A 21,750-nucleotide genomic window follows, 5' to 3' on the forward strand; every position below is an offset into this window, starting at 1 on the left:
CTCTGACTCGTACACTCAACTAGAGGGGGAATTAGCTCAGCTGGCTAGAGCGCCTGCCTTGCACGCAGGAGGTCAAGGGTTCGACTCCCTTATTCTCCACAATTACTGAAAAGTAATGAAAAAGTTACAGCGATGTAACAAGAATAGAAGTTATTTAAAAAATAAACAAAGGATTTTAGCCGATAGGGGCTAGAGCATCCCGATGAATCGGGAAGGTCAAGGGTTCGACTCCCTTATTCTCCACATTGTTATTCAATTAACAGTAATTTGAAGGTTTAGAATTAAAAAAGCAGATAGAGCCAAAAACAATATTTGCGGATTAAGCCTGAGAAAGCATAAAGATCATTGACATTAACGGTAAAAATATCACAAAGAGAAAACCGAGCGCAATTAAGCGTTTGAGTTTACAAAAAATAGCTTGGTAGTAATACTGAGCAAAAAAATACTGAACTAATTAATAATTAGGAAAGAAATCGTTAAGGGCGTATGGCGGATGCCTAGGCTTTCAGAGGCGAAGAAGGACGTGGTAAGCTGCGAAAAGCTCGGGGGATTGGCACACACGAATTGATCCCGAGATGTCCGAATGGGGCAACCCGGCAGGTTGAAGACCTGTCACTCCGCAAGGAGAGCAAACCCGGAGAACTGAAACATCTAAGTACCCGGAGGAAAAGAAATCGAAGAGATTCCGTAAGTAGTGGCGAGCGAACGCGGATTAGCCCAAAAGTCTTTATATATTTAAAAGAATGTTCTGGAAAGAACAGCCATAGAGGGTGATAGCCCCGTATTTGAAAGGTATATTTAGATGATAAATGAGTAGGGCGGGACACGTGAAATCCTGTCTGAATATGGGGGGACCATCCTCCAAGGCTAAATACTCCTGAAAGACCGATAGTGAACAAGTACTGTGAAGGAAAGGTGAAAAGCACTTCGAATAGAAGGGTGAAATAGAACCTGAAACCGTACGCCTACAAGCGGTCGGAGCCCACAAGTTGGGTGACGGCGTGCCTTTTGCATAATGAGCCTACGAGTTAATTTTACTAGCGAGGTTAAGGACTTCAGGTCCGGAGCCGGAGCGAAAGCGAGTCTGAATAGGGCGGTTAGTTAGTAGGATTAGACGCGAAACCTTGTGATCTACCCATGGGCAGGTTGAAGCTCTGGTAACACAGAGTGGAGGACCGAACCGGTTGACGTTGAAAAGTCTTCGGATGACCTGTGGGTAGGGGTGAAAGGCCAATCAAACTGGGAGATAGCTCGTACTCTCCGAAATGCATTTAGGTGCAGCGTCGTGTATAAGTTTATTAGAGGTAGAGCTACTGATTGGATGCGGGGGAGTCAAATCCTACCAATTCCTGACAAACTCCGAATGCTAATAAATGTTCCACGGCAGTGAGGGCATGGGTGCTAAGGTCCATGTCCGAGAGGGAAAGAACCCAGACCAACAGCTAAGGTCCCCAAATTTCTGTTAAGTTGAAGCAACGCGGTTGGACTGCATTGACAGCTAGGATGTTGGCTTGGAAGCAGCCATTCATTTAAAGAGTGCGTAACAGCTCACTAGTCGAGCGGTCCGGCATGGATAATAATCGGGCATAAACAGAATACCGAAGCTATGGATTTATAACCGTTGGGTTATATCTGGTAGGAGAGCATTCTATTCGCACGGAAGCAGTATCGTGAGGTATTGTGGAGCGTATAGAAAAGAAAATGTAGGCATAAGTAACGATAAAGCGGGCGAGAAACCCGCTCACCGAAAGACTAAGGCTTCCTCAGCCATGCTAATCAGCTGAGGGTTAGTCGGGACCTAACGCGAACCCGAAAGGGGTAGTGGATGGACAATGGGTTAATATTCCCATACTTGCTCACACTAAAAAGGGGACGGAGTGCCGTACTTACTGGAGACTGACGGAATAGTCAAGACCTAGCCTTCGGGCGAAGTTGTTGTAAGGAAAGTGCTTCCAAGAAAAGCCGAAGTGAAGCAACCCGTACCAAAACCGACACAGGTGGTCGAGGAGAGAATCCTAAGGTGCTAGAGTGAATCATGGTTAAGGAACTAGGCAAAATAGTCTCGTAACTTCGGAAGAAGAGACGCCAGCAGCAATGCTGGCCGCAGTGAAGAGGCCCAGGCGACTGTTTATCAAAAACACAGGACTCTGCTAAATCGAAAGATGCTGTATAGGGTCTGACACCTGCCCGGTGCTGGAAGGTTAAGGAAGGGCGTTAGCAGCAATGCGAAGCGTTTGACTGAAGCCCCAGTAAACGGCGGCCGTAACTATAACGGTCCTAAGGTAGCGAAATTCCTTGTCGGGTAAGTTCCGACCTGCACGAATGGTGTAACGATCTGGGCACTGTCTCAACCATGAGCTCTGTGAAATTGTAGTCTCGGTGAAGATGCCGAGTACCCGCAATGGGACGAAAAGACCCTGTGAACCTTTACTATAACTTCGTATTGACTTTGAGTAAGTAATGTGTAGGATAGGTGGGAGACTTTGAAGCAGGCACGCTAGTGTTTGTGGAGTCAACGTTGAAATACCACCCTTTACTTACTTGGAGCCTAACTTCTTTTAGAAGGACATTGCGTGGTGGGTAGTTTGACTGGGGTGGTCGCCTCCAAAAGAGTAACGGAGGCTTTCAAAGGTACCCTCAGCACGCTTGGTAACCGTGCGTAGAGTGTAATGGCATAAGGGTGCTTGACTGTGAGACCTACAAGTCGATCAGGTGCGAAAGCAGGACATAGTGATCCGGTGGTTCCGTATGGAAGGGCCATCGCTCATAGGATAAAAGGTACTCCGGGGATAACAGGCTAGTCTCCCCCAAGAGCTCACATCGACGGGGAGGTTCGGCACCTCGATGTCGGCTCGTCACATCCTGGGGCTGGAGAAGGTCCCAAGGGTTGGGCTGTTCGCCCATTAAAGTGGCACGCGAGCTGGGTTCAGAACGTCGTGAGACAGTTCGGTCTCTATCTATTGCGGGCGTTAGATGTTTGAGAGGGCTTGAATCTAGTACGAGAGGACCGATTTGAACAAACCTCTGGTGTATCAGTTGTTCCGCCAGGAGCACCGCTGAGTAGCTACGTTTGGAAGAGATAAGCACTGAAAGCATATAAGTGCGAAACTCGCCTCAAGATGAGACATCTTTTAAGGGTCGTTGGAGATGACAACGTTGATAGGCTATAGGTGTAAAGTTGGTAACAGCATAGCCGAGTAGTACTAATTACCCGTAGATTTATAGCCTAATTGGCAACGCTTAATTGCGCAATCAAGGTTCTCTCTTTGTGAATGTTTTTATCGATAAAATAGATGTCAGATACAAGACATCAGATACAAGACCTAAAAGTCTGAAATCTGAAATCTAAGCTCTGATATCTTATATACAACCTTTAGGGTGGTTTTAGCGGTGGGGCTCACCTGTTCCCATTCCGAACACAGAAGTTAAGCCCACCAGCGCCGATGGTACTGCGAAAGCGGGAGAGTAGGTCGCCGCCAGTTTTTATTTAAAAGTCTCATACAGTAATGTATGAGACTTTTTTCGTTTTACACCATAAGCATGAGTAATGAATAATAAGTAATGGGTAATAGGTAATACGCAATCAGTAAGTTTGTTGATCGTTGATAGGTGATAGTTGATCGTTGGGTTGTCATTGCAAGAGTATAGCAAAACCGAGACTGAGTTTGTTGAAGTAAAATAATCTCAATGAATCCGTACATTAGTCTTTTATTTTCCCACAGATGACACAGATCTGCACAGATGTTTGAGAATATTTTTAATTTATCTAAAAATATAATTTTTTAATCAATAGAAAATCCGCTTTATCCGTATAATCTGCGAGAATTCCTTTTTCTTAAACTTAAATCTCCTGTAGAAAAATTGATTTTTCTTTGTTCATTCTTACCCACTCAATTATTTTTGCTAAATGCTAAATGCTAAATGCTAAATGCTAAATGCTAAATGCTAAATGCTAAATGCTAAATGCTAAATGCTAAATGCTAAATGCTAAATGCTAAATGCTAAATGCTAAATGCTAAATGCTAAATGCTAAATGCTAAATGCTAAATGCTATGCTTTATGTCATTGCGAGAAAGCAATATATTATCTTTTTAATAAAAGAATCCTCCAACATCTGTGCAAATCTGTGTCATCTGTGGGAAAATAAAAATATAATGTACCACCAAAAAAACTCATCCTTTATAACGTTATACTTTTTGATTATAGAGGAACAAGAATACTTCCTTATAAATAGAGAGCAAGAATTTAAGAAGCGCTTGCTGTTCCATCAATAGGGGCGGGCTTCAGCCTGCTTTGAATAAGAACTCAGCAAAAGGCTTTAGCCAAAACTTATATTTGATTGCTTTAACTTAAAAAGCTTCAAACAATTTTTCAAGATCATTCCCCGGATCATACCGCTGGAAATAATCATTCTTCTCTTATTCAACTTCTTTTATATAGATCAACTTCTTCGAATTTTTTCTTTCCTCTTCCAACTAATTAATGAATAGCCAACCCCATATCCGGAAAACTTAAAAAATTATTATTTGAAAATATTTTTAAATGTTTAAACTTCTCCAAAAGAAGCTTCTTCTGCTATTGACCAAAAAACGATCACTCCTGATCTTTTCCCATTTACCATCTTAAATCTCTCTTTCTTCAATCTCAAAACCCTCCCACCTGCAAACTTTAAAATATCCAATCCGTCCGCTACTTCTCCTTACACCCTCAAACCCTCAAGTCCTTCTACACTCAATTCCTCCGCCAGCTCTTCCTCAAGTTCTCCACTTCTTAAACTCTCAAGCTCTTCAATGCGTATGCTCTTAAAACTCCAATCTTCACACGCTCGAACTCCCAAATTCTAAGATAAAGACTCGAACTCATCAATTTTAAAACAAAAAGTTTCATATCCTTCCATTTAATAATCTCAAATCCTCCGACTCTCCCAAACTCGAACCTTCCAACTCTTCAACTCTTATCCCTAATAAAGCTCTCGCCTTTGCACTTCCAAAAGCTCTCAAACCTTCCAACTCTTCAACACTTATATGCCATAAACCTTAGAACCCTCCCACACTCAAACTCTCAAACTCTCCGACCCTGTTCCCTTCCCATAAAATTAACAAACATTAGTTTAAAATTATTCTCTCAGAAAGTCAGAGACTTAGGATTAAATATGAATTAAAAGTAAACATTATGTTAAATATATTTGGATGGTGAGGGTAAAAGGATGTACTTTTGCCCCACTGAAAACGAGAGTATGTCAGTAGCGTAGAAGAGCCTTTAGGTAGGCATAAAATTAAAGACACTACTATATAATGATTATGTTATATTATATAATTGTTATAGGATATTAGCTTGAAAATATAATCCAAATTTTAGTAAATAAAATTTGCGAATATAAAAAAGATTCTTATCTTTGCAGTCCGGTAAAACGGGAGCGCAGGAGTAGGTGATTGGGTGTTGAATAGAGGGGTTAGGGTTATTTAAAAAACTTTAAAAAATCTTCAAAAAACATTTGGTCAATTAGGAAAAAAGTTTTACTTTTGCACACGCAAATCGATACTGAAAACGACAGAACATTAGGTATTGTAAAAAGCGAAAGAAAAGAGATCATTGAAAAATAGATATACAACCAAGTAAGGAAAAACTAAAGCGTATTAAAAAACTTTGAGTGAGTCAGACAAACATACAATGGAGAGTTTGATCCTGGCTCAGGATGAACGCTAGCGGGAGGCCTAACACATGCAAGCCGAGCGGTAGAGATTCTTCGGAATCTTGAGAGCGGCGTACGGGTGCGGAACACGTGTGCAACCTACCTTTATCAGGGGGATAGCCTTTCGAAAGGAAGATTAATACCCCATAATATAATGACTGGCATCAGTTATTATTGAAAACTCCGGTGGATAGAGATGGGCACGCGCAAGATTAGATAGTTGGTGAGGTAACGGCTCACCAAGTCTGTGATCTTTAGGGGGCCTGAGAGGGTGATCCCCCACACTGGTACTGAGACACGGACCAGACTCCTACGGGAGGCAGCAGTGAGGAATATTGGACAATGGGTGAGAGCCTGATCCAGCCATCCCGCGTGAAGGACGACGGCCCTATGGGTTGTAAACTTCTTTTGTATAGGGATAAACCTTTCCACGTGTGGAAAGCTGAAGGTACTATACGAATAAGCACCGGCTAACTCCGTGCCAGCAGCCGCGGTAATACGGAGGGTGCAAGCGTTATCCGGATTTATTGGGTTTAAAGGGTCCGTAGGCGGACTCGTAAGTCAGTGGTGAAATCTCATAGCTTAACTATGAAACTGCCATTGATACTGCGGGTCTTGAGTAAAGTAGAAGTGGCTGGAATAAGTAGTGTAGCGGTGAAATGCATAGATATTACTTAGAACACCAATTGCGAAGGCAGGTCACTATGTTTTAACTGACGCTGATGGACGAAAGCGTGGGGAGCGAACAGGATTAGATACCCTGGTAGTCCACGCCGTAAACGATGCTAACTCGTTTTTGGGACTTTAAGTTTCAGAGACTAAGCGAAAGTGATAAGTTAGCCACCTGGGGAGTACGTTCGCAAGAATGAAACTCAAAGGAATTGACGGGGGCCCGCACAAGCGGTGGATTATGTGGTTTAATTCGATGATACGCGAGGAACCTTACCAAGGCTTAAATGGGAATTGATCGGTTTAGAAATAGACCTTCCTTCGGGCAATTTTCAAGGTGCTGCATGGTTGTCGTCAGCTCGTGCCGTGAGGTGTTAGGTTAAGTCCTGCAACGAGCGCAACCCCTGTCACTAGTTGCTAGCATTAAGTTGAGGACTCTAGTGAGACTGCCTACGCAAGTAGAGAGGAAGGTGGGGATGACGTCAAATCATCACGGCCCTTACGCCTTGGGCCACACACGTAATACAATGGCCAGTACAGAGGGCAGCTACCAGGCGACTGGATGCGAATCTCGAAAGCTGGTCTCAGTTCGGATTGGAGTCTGCAACTCGACTCTATGAAGCTGGAATCGCTAGTAATCGCGCATCAGCCATGGCGCGGTGAATACGTTCCCGGGCCTTGTACACACCGCCCGTCAAGCCATGGAAGTCTGGGGTACCTGAAGTCGGTGACCGTAATAGGAGCTGCCTAGGGTAAAACAGGTAACTAGGGCTAAGTCGTAACAAGGTAGCCGTACCGGAAGGTGCGGCTGGAACATCTCATTTTAGAGCGTCTTTAGACGATAAACAAAATTAAGGTACTTCAATGTACCATGTACTTGCTTAAAGTTCATGCTTTAGTTTTTTATTTGGTTGATATATTAAAAAATACAAAACCCACTAGAAATTAGTAACAGGGAAGAGAGATTTTAGTTAAAGAAGTTCGAGGTTTAGCTATTAGGAATTAGTTTTAGACTAATGACTAAAAACCAACAATCAACAACTAAAAAATGAAGTCTCGTAGCTCAGCTGGTTAGAGCGCTACACTGATAATGTAGAGGTCGGCAGTTCGAGCCTGCCCGAGACTACTAATTTTGAGTAAGAGAGTTTTAGAGTATAAGAGAAGATGAGTTAACACTCAAACCCTCCGACCCTCTGACTCGTACACTCAACTAGAGGGGGAATTAGCTCAGCTGGCTAGAGCGCCTGCCTTGCACGCAGGAGGTCAAGGGTTCGACTCCCTTATTCTCCACAATTACTGAAAAGTAATGAAAAAGTTACAGCGATGTAACAAGAATAGAAGTTATTTAAAAAATAAACAAAGGATTTTAGCCGATAGGGGCTAGAGCATCCCGATGAATCGGGAAGGTCAAGGGTTCGACTCCCTTATTCTCCACATTGTTATTCAATTAACAGTAATTTGAAGGTTTAGAATTAAAAAAGCAGATAGAGCCAAAAACAATATTTGCGGATTAAGCCTGAGAAAGCATAAAGATCATTGACATTAACGGTAAAAATATCACAAAGAGAAAACCGAGCGCAATTAAGCGTTTGAGTTTACAAAAAATAGCTTGGTAGTAATACTGAGCAAAAAAATACTGAACTAATTAATAATTAGGAAAGAAATCGTTAAGGGCGTATGGCGGATGCCTAGGCTTTCAGAGGCGAAGAAGGACGTGGTAAGCTGCGAAAAGCTCGGGGGATTGGCACACACGAATTGATCCCGAGATGTCCGAATGGGGCAACCCGGCAGGTTGAAGACCTGTCACTCCGCAAGGAGAGCAAACCCGGAGAACTGAAACATCTAAGTACCCGGAGGAAAAGAAATCGAAGAGATTCCGTAAGTAGTGGCGAGCGAACGCGGATTAGCCCAAAAGTCTTTATATATTTAAAAGAATGTTCTGGAAAGAACAGCCATAGAGGGTGATAGCCCCGTATTTGAAAGGTATATTTAGATGATAAATGAGTAGGGCGGGACACGTGAAATCCTGTCTGAATATGGGGGGACCATCCTCCAAGGCTAAATACTCCTGAAAGACCGATAGTGAACAAGTACTGTGAAGGAAAGGTGAAAAGCACTTCGAATAGAAGGGTGAAATAGAACCTGAAACCGTACGCCTACAAGCGGTCGGAGCCCACAAGTTGGGTGACGGCGTGCCTTTTGCATAATGAGCCTACGAGTTAATTTTACTAGCGAGGTTAAGGACTTCAGGTCCGGAGCCGGAGCGAAAGCGAGTCTGAATAGGGCGGTTAGTTAGTAGGATTAGACGCGAAACCTTGTGATCTACCCATGGGCAGGTTGAAGCTCTGGTAACACAGAGTGGAGGACCGAACCGGTTGACGTTGAAAAGTCTTCGGATGACCTGTGGGTAGGGGTGAAAGGCCAATCAAACTGGGAGATAGCTCGTACTCTCCGAAATGCATTTAGGTGCAGCGTCGTGTATAAGTTTATTAGAGGTAGAGCTACTGATTGGATGCGGGGGAGTCAAATCCTACCAATTCCTGACAAACTCCGAATGCTAATAAATGTTCCACGGCAGTGAGGGCATGGGTGCTAAGGTCCATGTCCGAGAGGGAAAGAACCCAGACCAACAGCTAAGGTCCCCAAATTTCTGTTAAGTTGAAGCAACGCGGTTGGACTGCATTGACAGCTAGGATGTTGGCTTGGAAGCAGCCATTCATTTAAAGAGTGCGTAACAGCTCACTAGTCGAGCGGTCCGGCATGGATAATAATCGGGCATAAACAGAATACCGAAGCTATGGATTTATAACCGTTGGGTTATATCTGGTAGGAGAGCATTCTATTCGCACGGAAGCAGTATCGTGAGGTATTGTGGAGCGTATAGAAAAGAAAATGTAGGCATAAGTAACGATAAAGCGGGCGAGAAACCCGCTCACCGAAAGACTAAGGCTTCCTCAGCCATGCTAATCAGCTGAGGGTTAGTCGGGACCTAACGCGAACCCGAAAGGGGTAGTGGATGGACAATGGGTTAATATTCCCATACTTGCTCACACTAAAAAGGGGACGGAGTGCCGTACTTACTGGAGACTGACGGAATAGTCAAGACCTAGCCTTCGGGCGAAGTTGTTGTAAGGAAAGTGCTTCCAAGAAAAGCCGAAGTGAAGCAACCCGTACCAAAACCGACACAGGTGGTCGAGGAGAGAATCCTAAGGTGCTAGAGTGAATCATGGTTAAGGAACTAGGCAAAATAGTCTCGTAACTTCGGAAGAAGAGACGCCAGCAGCAATGCTGGCCGCAGTGAAGAGGCCCAGGCGACTGTTTATCAAAAACACAGGACTCTGCTAAATCGAAAGATGCTGTATAGGGTCTGACACCTGCCCGGTGCTGGAAGGTTAAGGAAGGGCGTTAGCAGCAATGCGAAGCGTTTGACTGAAGCCCCAGTAAACGGCGGCCGTAACTATAACGGTCCTAAGGTAGCGAAATTCCTTGTCGGGTAAGTTCCGACCTGCACGAATGGTGTAACGATCTGGGCACTGTCTCAACCATGAGCTCTGTGAAATTGTAGTCTCGGTGAAGATGCCGAGTACCCGCAATGGGACGAAAAGACCCTGTGAACCTTTACTATAACTTCGTATTGACTTTGAGTAAGTAATGTGTAGGATAGGTGGGAGACTTTGAAGCAGGCACGCTAGTGTTTGTGGAGTCAACGTTGAAATACCACCCTTTACTTACTTGGAGCCTAACTTCTTTTAGAAGGACATTGCGTGGTGGGTAGTTTGACTGGGGTGGTCGCCTCCAAAAGAGTAACGGAGGCTTTCAAAGGTACCCTCAGCACGCTTGGTAACCGTGCGTAGAGTGTAATGGCATAAGGGTGCTTGACTGTGAGACCTACAAGTCGATCAGGTGCGAAAGCAGGACATAGTGATCCGGTGGTTCCGTATGGAAGGGCCATCGCTCATAGGATAAAAGGTACTCCGGGGATAACAGGCTAGTCTCCCCCAAGAGCTCACATCGACGGGGAGGTTCGGCACCTCGATGTCGGCTCGTCACATCCTGGGGCTGGAGAAGGTCCCAAGGGTTGGGCTGTTCGCCCATTAAAGTGGCACGCGAGCTGGGTTCAGAACGTCGTGAGACAGTTCGGTCTCTATCTATTGCGGGCGTTAGATGTTTGAGAGGGCTTGAATCTAGTACGAGAGGACCGATTTGAACAAACCTCTGGTGTATCAGTTGTTCCGCCAGGAGCACCGCTGAGTAGCTACGTTTGGAAGAGATAAGCACTGAAAGCATATAAGTGCGAAACTCGCCTCAAGATGAGACATCTTTTAAGGGTCGTTGGAGATGACAACGTTGATAGGCTATAGGTGTAAAGTTGGTAACAGCATAGCCGAGTAGTACTAATTACCCGTAGATTTATAGCCTAATTGGCAACGCTTAATTGCGCAATCAAGGTTCTCTCTTTGTGAATGTTTTTATCGATAAAATAGATGTCAGATACAAGACATCAGATACAAGACCTAAAAGTCTGAAATCTGAAATCTAAGCTCTGATATCTTATATACAACCTTTAGGGTGGTTTTAGCGGTGGGGCTCACCTGTTCCCATTCCGAACACAGAAGTTAAGCCCACCAGCGCCGATGGTACTGCGAAAGCGGGAGAGTAGGTCGCCGCCAGTTTTTATTTAAAAGTCTCATACAGTAATGTATGAGACTTTTTTCGTTTTACACCATAAGCATGAGTAATGAATAATAAGTAATGGGTAATAGGTAATACGCAATCAGTAAGTTTGTTGATCGTTGATAGGTGATAGTTGATCGTTGGGTTGTCATTGCAAGAGTATAGCAAAACCGAGACTGAGTTTGTTGAAGTAAAATAATCTCAATGAATCCGTACATTAGTCTTTTATTTTCCCACAGATGACACAGATCTGCACAGATGTTTGAGAATATTTTTAATTTATCTAAAAATATAATTTTTTAATCAATAGAAAATCCGCTTAATCCGTATAATCTGCGAAAACTCTTTTTTCTTTACAATATGTATCTTCCTAATAAATAGACTCAAAAATCCGTGCAAATCTGTGTCATCTGTGGGAAAATGAAAAACGCAGCCATTAGTATCGATTATGAAAAGATCTCAAGATTTAATGACGATCAATATAAAGCAGAATATTTATATTAACTTCCATATCTATCTTTCCACATTCCAAAATCTCCACAAAGTTTGTGAGCCTGAAAGGATCTAAAGCAATTTTTTACATTTTTTTGTATTTGCATTTTACTTCGAAGAATAAGCTCTTTTTAAATTTATCTAAAAAATATAATTTTCCAATCAATAGAAAATCTGCTTAATCCGTATAATCTACGAGAGTTTTTTCTTCTTTAAACATGAATCTCTTGTAGAAAAATTGATTTTTCTTTGTTGATTTTTACCCACTCAATTATTTTTGCTAAATGCTAAATGCTAAATGCTAAATGCTAAATGCTAAATGCTAAATGCTAAATGCTAAATGCTAAATGCTAAATGCTAAATGCTAAATGCTAAATGCTAAATGCTAAATGCTAAATGCTAAATGCTAAATGCTAAATGCTAAAAATAGTATTGCTCTTTACAATATATTATCTTTTTAATAAAAGAATATCCTCCAACATCTGTGCAGATCTGTGTCATCTGTGGGAAAATAAAAATATAATATACCACAAAAAAACTCATACTTTATAACGTTATACTTTTTGATTATAGAGGAATAAGAATACTTCCTTATAAATAGAGAGCAAGAATTTAAGAAGCGCTTGCTGTTCCATCAATAGGGGCGGGCTTCAGCCTGCTTTGAATAAGAAACTCAGCAAAAGGCTTTAGCCAAAACTTATATTTAATTGCTTTAACTTAAAAAACTTCAAACAATTTTTCATTATCATTCCCCGGATCATATCGCTGGAAATAATCATTCTTCTCTTATTCAAATTCTTTTCACTTGAACTCTCAAACTTTAATACAAGAAGTTTTATATCCTTCCATTCTGATAATCTCAAATCCTCCGACTCTCCCAAACTCGAATCCTCCAACTCTTCAATCCTCGAACTCTAAAACTCTCCCACACTCAAACACTCTAACGCTTCAAGCTGCAACCTCTGACCTAACCTCTAAAAAAACAAACATTAGTTTAAAATTATTCTCTCAGAAAGTCAGAGACTTATGATTAAATATGAATTAAAAGTAAACATTATGTTAAATATATTTGGAGATTGAGGGTAAAAGGATGTACTTTTGCCCCACTGAAAACGAGAGTATGTCAGTAGCGCAGAAGAGCCTTTAGATGGGCATAAAATTAAAGACACTACTATATAATGATTGTATACTATTATATAATTGTTATAGGATATTAGCTTGAAAATATAATCCAAAATTTTAGTAAATAAAATTTGGTAATATAAAAAAGATTCTTATCTTTGCAGTCCGGTAAAACGGGAGCGCAGGAGTAGATGATTGGGTGTTGAATAGAGGGGTTAGGGTTATTTAAAAAACTTTAAAAAATCTTCAAAAAACATTTGGTCAATTAGGAAAAAAGTTTTACTTTTGCACACGCAAATCGATACTGAAAACGACAGAACATTAGGTATTGTAAAAAGCGAAAGAAAAGAGATCATTGAAAAATAGATATACAACCAAGTAAGGAAAAACTAAAGCGTATTAAAAAACTTTGAGTGAGTCAGACAAACATACAATGGAGAGTTTGATCCTGGCTCAGGATGAACGCTAGCGGGAGGCCTAACACATGCAAGCCGAGCGGTAGAGATTCTTCGGAATCTTGAGAGCGGCGTACGGGTGCGGAACACGTGTGCAACCTACCTTTATCAGGGGGATAGCCTTTCGAAAGGAAGATTAATACCCCATAATATAATGACTGGCATCAGTTATTATTGAAAACTCCGGTGGATAGAGATGGGCACGCGCAAGATTAGATAGTTGGTGAGGTAACGGCTCACCAAGTCTGTGATCTTTAGGGGGCCTGAGAGGGTGATCCCCCACACTGGTACTGAGACACGGACCAGACTCCTACGGGAGGCAGCAGTGAGGAATATTGGACAATGGGTGAGAGCCTGATCCAGCCATCCCGCGTGAAGGACGACGGCCCTATGGGTTGTAAACTTCTTTTGTATAGGGATAAACCTTTCCACGTGTGGAAAGCTGAAGGTACTATACGAATAAGCACCGGCTAACTCCGTGCCAGCAGCCGCGGTAATACGGAGGGTGCAAGCGTTATCCGGATTTATTGGGTTTAAAGGGTCCGTAGGCGGACTCGTAAGTCAGTGGTGAAATCTCATAGCTTAACTATGAAACTGCCATTGATACTGCGGGTCTTGAGTAAAGTAGAAGTGGCTGGAATAAGTAGTGTAGCGGTGAAATGCATAGATATTACTTAGAACACCAATTGCGAAGGCAGGTCACTATGTTTTAACTGACGCTGATGGACGAAAGCGTGGGGAGCGAACAGGATTAGATACCCTGGTAGTCCACGCCGTAAACGATGCTAACTCGTTTTTGGGACTTTAAGTTTCAGAGACTAAGCGAAAGTGATAAGTTAGCCACCTGGGGAGTACGTTCGCAAGAATGAAACTCAAAGGAATTGACGGGGGCCCGCACAAGCGGTGGATTATGTGGTTTAATTCGATGATACGCGAGGAACCTTACCAAGGCTTAAATGGGAATTGATCGGTTTAGAAATAGACCTTCCTTCGGGCAATTTTCAAGGTGCTGCATGGTTGTCGTCAGCTCGTGCCGTGAGGTGTTAGGTTAAGTCCTGCAACGAGCGCAACCCCTGTCACTAGTTGCTAGCATTAAGTTGAGGACTCTAGTGAGACTGCCTACGCAAGTAGAGAGGAAGGTGGGGATGACGTCAAATCATCACGGCCCTTACGCCTTGGGCCACACACGTAATACAATGGCCAGTACAGAGGGCAGCTACCAGGCGACTGGATGCGAATCTCGAAAGCTGGTCTCAGTTCGGATTGGAGTCTGCAACTCGACTCTATGAAGCTGGAATCGCTAGTAATCGCGCATCAGCCATGGCGCGGTGAATACGTTCCCGGGCCTTGTACACACCGCCCGTCAAGCCATGGAAGTCTGGGGTACCTGAAGTCGGTGACCGTAATAGGAGCTGCCTAGGGTAAAACAGGTAACTAGGGCTAAGTCGTAACAAGGTAGCCGTACCGGAAGGTGCGGCTGGAACATCTCATTTTAGAGCGTCTTTAGACGATAAACAAAATTAAGGTACTTCAATGTACCATGTACTTGCTTAAAGTTCATGCTTTAGTTTTTTATTTGGTTGATATATTAAAAAATACAAAACCCACTAGAAATTAGTAACAGGGAAGAGAGATTTTAGTTAAAGAAGTTCGAGGTTTAGCTATTAGGAATTAGTTTTAGACTAATGACTAAAAACCAACAATCAACAACTAAAAAATGAAGTCTCGTAGCTCAGCTGGTTAGAGCGCTACACTGATAATGTAGAGGTCGGCAGTTCGAGCCTGCCCGAGACTACTAATTTTGAGTAAGAGAGTTTTAGAGTATAAGAGAAGATGAGTTAACACTCAAACCCTCCGACCCTCTGACTCGTACACTCAACTAGAGGGGGAATTAGCTCAGCTGGCTAGAGCGCCTGCCTTGCACGCAGGAGGTCAAGGGTTCGACTCCCTTATTCTCCACAATTACTGAAAAGTAATGAAAAAGTTACAGCGATGTAACAAGAATAGAAGTTATTTAAAAAATAAACAAAGGATTTTAGCCGATAGGGGCTAGAGCATCCCGATGAATCGGGAAGGTCAAGGGTTCGACTCCCTTATTCTCCACATTGTTATTCAATTAACAGTAATTTGAAGGTTTAGAATTAAAAAAGCAGATAGAGCCAAAAACAATATTTGCGGATTAAGCCTGAGAAAGCATAAAGATCATTGACATTAACGGTAAAAATATCACAAAGAGAAAACCGAGCGCAATTAAGCGTTTGAGTTTACAAAAAATAGCTTGGTAGTAATACTGAGCAAAAAAATACTGAACTAATTAATAATTAGGAAAGAAATCGTTAAGGGCGTATGGCGGATGCCTAGGCTTTCAGAGGCGAAGAAGGACGTGGTAAGCTGCGAAAAGCTCGGGGGATTGGCACACACGAATTGATCCCGAGATGTCCGAATGGGGCAACCCGTCTGGTTGAAGACCAGTCACTCTAATTTATTAGAGAGCAAACCCGGAGAACTGAAACATCTAAGTACCCGGAGGAAAAGAAATCGAAGAGATTCCGTAAGTAGTGGCGAGCGAACGCGGATTAGCCCAAAAGTCTTTATATATTTAAAAGAATGTTCTGGAAAGAACAGCCATAGAGGGTGATAGCCCCGTATTTGAAAGGTATATTTAGATGATAAATGAGTAGGGCGGGACACGTGAAATCCTGTCTGAATATGGGGGGACCATCCTCCAAGGCTAAATACTCCTGAAAGACCGATAGTGAACAAGTACTGTGAAGGAAAGGTGAAAAGCACTTCGAATAGAAGGGTGAAATAGAACCTGAAACCGTACGCCTACAAGCGGTCGGAGCCCACAAGTTGGGTGACGGCGTGCCTTTTGCATAATGAGCCTACGAGTTAATTTTACTAGCGAGGTTAAGGACTTCAGGTCCGGAGCCGGAGCGAAAGCGAGTCTGAATAGGGCGGTTAGTTAGTAGGATTAGACGCGAAACCTTGTGATCTACCCATGGGCAGGTTGAAGCTCTGGTAACACAGAGTGGAGGACCGAACCGGTTGACGTTGAAAAGTCTTCGGATGACCTGTGGGTAGGGGTGAAAGGCCAATCAAACTGGGAGATAGCTCGTACTCTCCGAAATGCATTTAGGTGCAGCGTCGTGTATAAGTTTATTAGAGGTAGAGCTACTGATTGGATGCGGGGGAGTCAAATCCTACCAATTCCTGACAAACTCCGAATGCTAATAAATGTTCCACGGCAGTGAGGGCATGGGTGCTAAGGTCCATGTCCGAGAGGGAAAGAACCCAGACCAACAGCTAAGGTCCCCAAATTTCTGTTAAGTTGAAGCAACGCGGTTGGACTGCATTGACAGCTAGGATGTTGGCTTGGAAGCAGCCATTCATTTAAAGAGTGCGTAACAGCTCACTAGTCGAGCGGTCCGGCATGGATAATAATCGGGCATAAACAGAATACCGAAGCTATGGATTTATAACCGTTGGGTTATATCTGGTAGGAGAGCATTCTATTCGCACGGAAGCAGTATCGTGAGGTATTGTGGAGCGTATAGAAAAGAAAATGTAGGCATAAGTAACGATAAAGCGGGCGAGAAACCCGCTCACCGAAAGACTAAGGCTTCCTCAGCCATGCTAATCAGCTGAGGGTTAGTCGGGACCTAACGCGAACCCGAAAGGGGTAGTGGATGGACAATGGGTTAATATTCCCATACTTGCTCACACTAAAAAGGGGACGGAGTGCCGTACTTACTGGAGACTGACGGAATAGTCAAGACCTAGCCTTCGGGCGAAGTTGTTGTAAGGAAAGTGCTTCCAAGAAAAGCCGAAGTGAAGCAACCCGTACCAAAACCGACACAGGTGGTCGAGGAGAGAATCCTAAGGTGCTAGAGTGAATCATGGTTAAGGAACTAGGCAAAATAGTCTCGTAACTTCGGAAGAAGAGACGCCAGCAGCAATGCTGGCCGCAGTGAAGAGGCCCAGGCGACTGTTTATCAAAAACACAGGACTCTGCTAAATCGAAAGATGCTGTATAGGGTCTGACACCTGCCCGGTGCTGGAAGGTTAAGGAAGGGCGTTAGCAGCAATGCGAAGCGTTTGACTGAAGCCCCAGTAAACGGCGGCCGTAACTATAACGGTCCTAAGGTAGCGAAATTCCTTGTCGGGTAAGTTCCGACCTGCACGAATGGTGTAACGATCTGGGCACTGTCTCAACCATGAGCTCTGTGAAATTGTAGTCTCGGTGAAGATGCCGAGTACCCGCAATGGGACGAAAAGACCCTGTGAACCTTTACTATAACTTCGTATTGACTTTGAGTAAGTAATGTGTAGGATAGGTGGGAGACTTTGAAGCAGGCACGCTAGTGTTTGTGGAGTCAACGTTGAAATACCACCCTTTACTTACTTGGAGCCTAACTTCTTTTAGAAGGACATTGCGTGGTGGGTAGTTTGACTGGGGTGGTCGCCTCCAAAAGAGTAACGGAGGCTTTCAAAGGTACCCTCAGCACGCTTGGTAACCGTGCGTAGAGTGTAATGGCATAAGGGTGCTTGACTGTGAGACCTACAAGTCGATCAGGTGCGAAAGCAGGACATAGTGATCCGGTGGTTCCGTATGGAAGGGCCATCGCTCATAGGATAAAAGGTACTCCGGGGATAACAGGCTAGTCTCCCCCAAGAGCTCACATCGACGGGGAGGTTCGGCACCTCGATGTCGGCTCGTCACATCCTGGGGCTGGAGAAGGTCCCAAGGGTTGGGCTGTTCGCCCATTAAAGTGGCACGCGAGCTGGGTTCAGAACGTCGTGAGACAGTTCGGTCTCTATCTATTGCGGGCGTTAGATGTTTGAGAGGGCTTGAATCTAGTACGAGAGGACCGATTTGAACAAACCTCTGGTGTATCAGTTGTTCCGCCAGGAGCACCGCTGAGTAGCTACGTTTGGAAGAGATAAGCACTGAAAGCATATAAGTGCGAAACTCGCCTCAAGATGAGACATCTTTTAAGGGTCGTTGGAGATGACAACGTTGATAGGCTATAGGTGTAAAGTTGGTAACAGCATAGCCGAGTAGTACTAATTACCCGTAGATTTATAGCCTAATTGGCAACGCTTAATTGCGCAATCAAGGTTCTCTCTTTGTGAATGTTTTTATCGATAAAATAGATGTCAGATACAAGACATCAGATACAAGACCTAAAAGTCTGAAATCTGAAATCTAAGCTCTGATATCTTATATACAACCTTTAGGGTGGTTTTAGCGGTGGGGCTCACCTGTTCCCATTCCGAACACAGAAGTTAAGCCCACCAGCGCCGATGGTACTGCGAAAGCGGGAGAGTAGGTCGCCGCCAGTTTTTATTTAAAAGTCTCATACAGTAATGTATGAGACTTTTTTCGTTTTACACCATAAGCATGAGTAATGAATAATAAGTAATGGGTAATAGGTAATACGCAATCAGTAAGTTTGTTGATCGTTGATAGGTGATAGTTGATCGTTGGGTTGTCATTGCAAGAGTATAGCAAAACCGAGACTGAGTTTGTTGAAGTAAAATAATCTCAATGAATCCGTACATTAGTCTTTTCTTTCCCCACAGATGACACAGATCTGCACAGATGGTGAAGTAATTTTTATTAAGAAGATAATTGGATCGTAAATAGTAATATGTTGAGATTGCTTCTTCGCTTCGCTCCTCGCAATGACAGAGACAGGAGTTTACTGGCTATTATAAAGATAACTTTTTATGTTTGAGAAAGCCTTAATTTCTAATGCCGACAAAAGTTTTAGCCCCGATAGAAACGGTTACCCCGCAGTAAGTACAGGCTCTGAAAGAATGCGATGGAACGAGGAGTAAAAGTGGATAGCGGGAAATAGCTCCTGATAAAATGCATCACTTTATTTACCAAGATTATTTTTATTAGTAAATATTAAAATAGACTAAATCTCTTAATGACCTCTCAATTTATGTTGTAACTTTATCTTATGAAAGAGCATATTGTGAGAGGGTTCAGATTTGAAGCTTACAAAGCACCGGAAACTGTCTGTATTTGACAGGCTATTGGAAATTTTTACCGATTTGCTAACCCACACTTCAGGAGATTTTGATGAAGCTATAGACTGGCTTCGAATGCTGGATGACGAATACAAACTTACTACTCCAGATTATACCATCGATAATTTTATTGAAGACCTTAAGAAAAAAGGTTATATCCGTGAGGAAATAAATCCCAATGGAACAGGAAATGAGGTACGTTTGAGTGCAAAAATGGAACAAAATATCCGTAAACAAGCTCTAAAGCAAATCTTTGGAAACCTGGAGAAAAGCGGCAACGGAAATCACAAGACTAACAAAAGTGGTTCGGGTGAAGATACAACGGGGGAATTTCGTAATTATAATTTCGGAGATCCTGTTGAGAAAATTTCTATTACAGAAAGTCTTAAAAATGCCCAGATCAATAATGGAATTGGAGATTTTCACCTTACAGAGGACGATCTTGTTGTAGAAGACAGCATTCATCAATCTCAGATGAGCACGGTTTTGATGATCGACATCAGTCACAGCATGATTTTATATGGAGAAGATCGTATCACTCCTGCTAAGAAAGTGGCGATGGCACTTGCAGAAATGATTACGACACGATATCCGAAAGATACGTTGGATATTATTGTTTTTGGAAACGACGCTTGGCCAGTGAAAATTCAGGAGCTTCCTTATTTACAGGTTGGTCCTTATCATACGAATACAGTTGCCGGACTTCAATTGGCAATGGATATTTTGCGTAGAAAACGAAATACCAATAAGCAGATCTTCATGATCACCGACGGAAAGCCAAGTTGCGTACGTGAAGCTGATGGAAGTTATTATATGAATTCTAACGGTTTGGATGAATATGTAGTTCAAAAATGCTATAATATGGCTGCTCAAGCTCGAAGATTACACATTCCTGTTACTACTTTTATGATTGCTCAAGATCCTTATCTTCAACATTTTATTAATGAATTTACAGAAGCCAACCAAGGGAAAGCCTTTTATACAGGTCTTAATGGCTTAGGTAACATGATTTTTGAAGATTATGAAGCCAATCGTAAAAGAAGATTACGTTAAAAAATTAAATAATTAATGTTTAACTAAATGATTAAGCATTAAATACTATTTCAAAGAATTATAAATCAGATTTTAAATACAATGACTGCAAAGCCAGATATAAAAACATTAGGTTCACTAAAAGCATCAGAATATAAAGTAAAAAGCATCAAAGATGAATTAAGAGATAATTTAAGGAGTAAAATTCTTAATAAAGAGTCTGTATTTGAGGGAATTTTCGGGTATGAAAACACCGTTATTCCTCAATTGGAACATGCTATTCTCAGTCGTCATAACATCAATTTATTAGGTCTTCGAGGTCAGGCAAAAACCAGACTGGCGAGAATGATGACCACTTTATTGGATGAGTGGATTCCGTTTGTGGGAGGAAGCGAAATTAATGATGATCCTTTCAATCCGATCTCGCGTTATGCGAAAGAACTTATCAAAGAAGAAGGTGATAATACGCCGATAGAATGGTTGCATCGCGATGAAAGATTTTTCGAAAAATTAGCGACTCCGGATGTTACGGTTGCCGATCTTATCGGTGATGTAGATCCCATCAAAGCTGCCAATTTGAAACTTTCTTATGCAGACGACCGTGTGATTCATTTTGGGATGATTCCGCGTGCGAACCGTTGTATTTTTGTGATTAATGAATTGCCGGATCTTCAGGCGAGAATTCAGGTTTCTTTGTTTAATATTTTGCAGGAAGGTGATATTCAGATTCGTGGTTTTAAGGTGAGAATGCCTTTAGACATCCAGTTTGTATTTACTGCGAATCCGGAAGATTATACCAACAGAGGAAGCATTGTAACTCCGCTGAAAGACCGTATCGGATCACAGATTTTAACGCATTATCCTGAAAATATTCATATTGCAAAAGAGATTACAAAATATGAATCCAGTTTGGACAAGCGTCAGGAAAATTCTGTATATGTTCCTACTTTAGCGAAAGATCTTTTGGAGCAAATCGGTTTTGAAGCTCGTGAAAGTGAATATGTAGATTCAAAAAGTGGAGTAAGTGCTCGTATGAGTATTACCGCTTTTGAAAATTTATTGAGTACCGCAGAACGAAGATCATTATTGACGGGCGAAGAAAAAACTTCTGTAAGATTAAGTGATTTTGTTGGAGTAATTCCTGCGATCACAGGAAAAGTGGAATTGGTCTATGAAGGTGAGCAAGAAGGTGCAGAAGCAGTCGCTCAATTATTGATCGATAATGCGATAAGAACTTTGTTTACATCGTACTTTCCGAAAGTTGAAAAGTTGGAAAAAAAGACTATTGATGGTCCGTTTAGCCAAATTACCGATTGGTTTTTGGAAGACGATGGATTTTTGGAAATTACAGACGAATCTTCGGATGAAGCTTATGCGAAAAATCTTAATCGTATCAATCCGCTTGACCAGATTATTGAAAAATATCAACCCGATACCAAAGAAGAAGATCTTTTGTTCCTGAAAGAATTTATCCTTTGGGGATTAGCTGTTAATAAAAAATTGAATAAAGAACGTTTCAAAACGGGTGTTTTCTTTTCTTAAGTCAATTTAAAGATATTATTATAAACAAAA

The 21,750-nt window shown here is 42.3% G+C and carries 2 protein-coding genes, 5 tRNA genes, 8 rRNA genes and 1 pseudogene; 15 read left to right on the forward strand and 1 reads right to left on the reverse strand.

From position 1 onward, the window contains the following. The first annotated feature begins 25 nt into the window (after positions 1-25). From J3D55_RS05175 to rrf (J3D55_RS05185), 3 genes are all read left to right on the forward strand, one after another. Positions 26-99 (forward strand) — tRNA-Ala (locus tag J3D55_RS05175). Positions 100-466: 367 nt separating this feature from the next. Further along, a 23S ribosomal RNA gene (locus tag J3D55_RS05180) occupies positions 467-3,227 on the forward strand. A gap of 147 nt (positions 3,228-3,374) precedes the next feature. After that, a 5S ribosomal RNA gene (gene rrf / locus J3D55_RS05185) occupies positions 3,375-3,482 on the forward strand. A gap of 1,401 nt (positions 3,483-4,883) precedes the next feature. On the opposite strand, the gene J3D55_RS05190 is transcribed toward rrf (J3D55_RS05185), so the two are convergent. Further along, positions 4,884-5,009, reverse strand: a complete 126-nt coding sequence (locus tag J3D55_RS05190; RefSeq protein WP_259128653.1) for a hypothetical protein — start codon at positions 5,007-5,009, stop codon at positions 4,884-4,886. Positions 5,010-5,667: 658 nt separating this feature from the next. Between J3D55_RS05190 and J3D55_RS05195 the strand changes: the two genes are divergently transcribed. The 12 genes and pseudogenes from J3D55_RS05195 (at position 5,668) to J3D55_RS05250 (ending at position 21,720) form a co-directional block, all read left to right on the forward strand. Beyond that, positions 5,668-7,185 (forward strand): 16S ribosomal RNA (locus tag J3D55_RS05195). 228 nt (positions 7,186-7,413) lie between these two features. Further along, positions 7,414-7,487: transfer RNA gene (locus J3D55_RS05200), tRNA-Ile, on the forward strand. Between the two features lie 90 nt (positions 7,488-7,577). Then, positions 7,578-7,651, forward strand: a tRNA-Ala gene (locus J3D55_RS05205). Positions 7,652-8,018: 367 nt separating this feature from the next. Then, positions 8,019-10,779, forward strand: a 23S ribosomal RNA gene (locus tag J3D55_RS05210). Between the two features lie 147 nt (positions 10,780-10,926). Then, a 5S ribosomal RNA gene (gene rrf / locus J3D55_RS05215) occupies positions 10,927-11,034 on the forward strand. The 16S, 23S and 5S rRNA genes sit together here with 2 tRNA genes alongside, the layout of an rRNA operon. Before the next feature lie 2,045 nt (positions 11,035-13,079). Further along, positions 13,080-14,597 (forward strand): 16S ribosomal RNA (locus tag J3D55_RS05220). Positions 14,598-14,825: 228 nt separating this feature from the next. Next, positions 14,826-14,899 (forward strand) — tRNA-Ile (locus tag J3D55_RS05225). A gap of 90 nt (positions 14,900-14,989) precedes the next feature. Then, positions 14,990-15,063, forward strand: a tRNA-Ala gene (locus tag J3D55_RS05230). Between the two features lie 367 nt (positions 15,064-15,430). Beyond that, positions 15,431-18,195 (forward strand): 23S ribosomal RNA (locus tag J3D55_RS05235). A 147-nt stretch (positions 18,196-18,342) separates the two neighbouring features. Next, positions 18,343-18,450: ribosomal RNA gene (rrf, locus tag J3D55_RS05240) — 5S ribosomal RNA — on the forward strand. Between the two features lie 626 nt (positions 18,451-19,076). Beyond that, a pseudogene (locus J3D55_RS05245) lies at positions 19,077-20,199 on the forward strand (vWA domain-containing protein). 81 nt (positions 20,200-20,280) lie between these two features. After that, a complete protein-coding gene (locus J3D55_RS05250) occupies positions 20,281-21,720 on the forward strand; it encodes an AAA family ATPase (protein WP_259128673.1) in 1,440 nt (479 codons plus the stop codon). Positions 21,721-21,750: the final 30 nt, after the last annotated feature.

Source organism: Chryseobacterium ginsenosidimutans (genome assembly GCF_024807225.1).
Taxonomy (GTDB): domain Bacteria; phylum Bacteroidota; class Bacteroidia; order Flavobacteriales; family Weeksellaceae; genus Chryseobacterium; species Chryseobacterium ginsenosidimutans.

Coding starts and splice junctions, on each gene's coding strand:
- J3D55_RS05250 (WP_259128673.1), top strand. CDS start 20,281: ATGACTGCAAAGCCAGATATAAAAACATTAGGTTCACTAAAAGCATCA.